This is a genomic window from Pseudomonas sp. P5_B2 (assembly GCF_056400445.1).
In genome coordinates, this window is record NZ_JBFULH010000684.1 from 1 (window position 1) to 2,035 (window position 2,035).

A 2,035-nucleotide genomic window follows, 5' to 3' on the forward strand; every position below is an offset into this window, starting at 1 on the left:
CCGGTGCATCGCGCCAAGCCAGGGCCTCGGTTTCCGGGCGGAAGGCGCGATGGCGGGAGACCCGTGGGTAACCCACTAGAATATGTTTGTAGAACTCGCGCCATAGCAGCTCGTTGATCCAGGTAACGGCGCCCACCTTTCCGCTGTCGAACTCGCCCTGATTGCATTGCAGGGCCGCGTGCAAACACTGGCGGGGCGAAATGACACCGGCAGCGAGATAGGCAGAGAGCTGGCTGGTGCCGGGTTTGGCCGGGAAGTCGCGTTCGTCTTTGTAATAGTCGATCTGGGCGTCGGCAAAGGCATCGAGACGGCGTCGGGCTTCGGTTTCACCGGCGGGCCAGAGTTTGCGCAAGCTGTCGCTGGGTGTTGCGAAACCTTCAACGCTGGATGGTACGGTGTCGCTGCTGATCGCCAATGGCGTTTGGACGGCAGGGGGGGCGACCCGCTTTGGCAATGACCCGCGCAATCTGTCGTAGCAGACCTTGCGGAACTGACTGAAGACCTGGAAGTAGGTGCCGGTCCTGGTCAGCACGGTACCCGGTTTGAATAGCAGTTGATCAAGGTAGCTACAGAGATCGATGCCATTGGCCTTCAGCACTTGGGCCACCGCCGCATCACGACGGCTTTCGTGAATGCCGTACTCCTCGTTGATGTGTACGGTGTCGATCTTCAACTGCTGACACAGGTCGAGCAGCACTGTCGGAGCGTCATTCCAACTTGATGCCTTGCGGATCAACAAAGGGATGTTCAGTTCGCCCAACGCGTGGCTCAACTCGCTCAGGTTGCGCAGCCAGAAATCCACTTTGCACGGAGCATCATCGTGCTCCAGCCACTGCTCCGGGCTTAACAGATACACCGCCACCGCCTGGCCGCGCGCTGCGCCAGCCGAGAGGGCGGTGTTGTCGTTCAGGCGCAAATCGCTGCGCAGCCAGATCAATTGCATGGTGGTGTCCGGACGATTCATTAAATGAGCCCGCGCAGAACAAGTTCCTTATGCGCCGATAACGGGTCTTCGGCGAAGGACAAATCAGCGATCTCGGCAGTTCCTACGGGCAACTCGGCGTGATGGATACGTACCGTGGGCCCGGCAATTATTTTTGGGCAACTGACACCGTTCAAAAGTTTTGGCAGCTGCGAAAGGTTTATGGCTTTGCTGGAATACAGCAGCACGCCGCGGGCTTGCAGGTGATCAACCGCCATCGCGAGCTCGCCCGCGGGCACGGGCCAGTCGAACACTTCCACCGGGCAATCGGCGCTGCTGATCAGCCAAGCGGTGAGCCACAGGTGAGGTTCCAGCGGCATATCCGACTGATTGATCAACAGCAGTGGCGCGGCGCGTAACTGACGGTTGTTATGGTAGATGCGTGCGCCGAATTTGCTGCGTAACCAGGAATAAAAGAACGCCCGCTCCATCTGCGCGCCAAACTGGCCCTGCCAACGCTGTTCCAGTTCCGCCAGCAACGGCAGCAACAAGCGTTCACACAAGGTTCGCGGTGGATACAGCGCCATGGCTTGATTGACGGTGTCATCGAGGGCGCGTTCGTTCAGGTGTGACACCGCTTGCAGCAGTGTCTGGCGCAGCACTTGCCAATCGTTTTCGACGGGTTCGGTAAACGCTTGCGGCATGTCCAACAGTTGCTTGACCTGACTGACAGCCACACCGCGATTGAGCCAGGTGAGGATGGTCAGGATGCGTTGAACGTGTTCGGCTGAGAACAACCGATGGCCTTTGGGTGTGCGTTGCGGAACGATCAGGCCATAACGCCGTTCCCAGGCTCGCAGGGTCACGGCGTTGACACCGGTCTGGCGCGCCACTTCACGGATCGGCAGCCAACCTTCGTCCAGGGCCTTTTTGAAATCATCACCGAGGTCTTCGCTGGCGCTCGAGTCGATTAGGGCTTTCATTAAATCGCGTTTCGCAGACTGAGATTTTCCGGATGCGGCTGCAGGTAAACCTGTTGCGCGATGTAAGTATCCGGGTTCTGGCGGAAGTGATGCTTGAGCAGGGTCAATGGCACCACCAGCGGCACGATGC

General features: G+C 58.9%; 3 protein-coding genes. All 3 read right to left on the reverse strand.

From position 1 onward, the window contains the following. On the reverse strand, positions 1–943 hold a 943-nt coding region (locus AC1DRJ_RS25590), incomplete at its 3' end, for a cryptochrome/photolyase family protein (protein WP_477804612.1). Positions 944–963: 20 nt separating this feature from the next. Further along, positions 964–1,905, reverse strand: coding sequence for a MerR family transcriptional regulator (locus tag AC1DRJ_RS25595; protein ID WP_477804613.1), 942 nt, complete (start codon positions 1,903–1,905; stop codon positions 964–966). Next, the coding region (locus AC1DRJ_RS25600; RefSeq protein WP_477804614.1) for a DUF1722 domain-containing protein at positions 1,905–2,035 on the reverse strand (131 nt) is incomplete at its 5' end. The genes AC1DRJ_RS25595 and AC1DRJ_RS25600, both read right to left, overlap by 1 nt.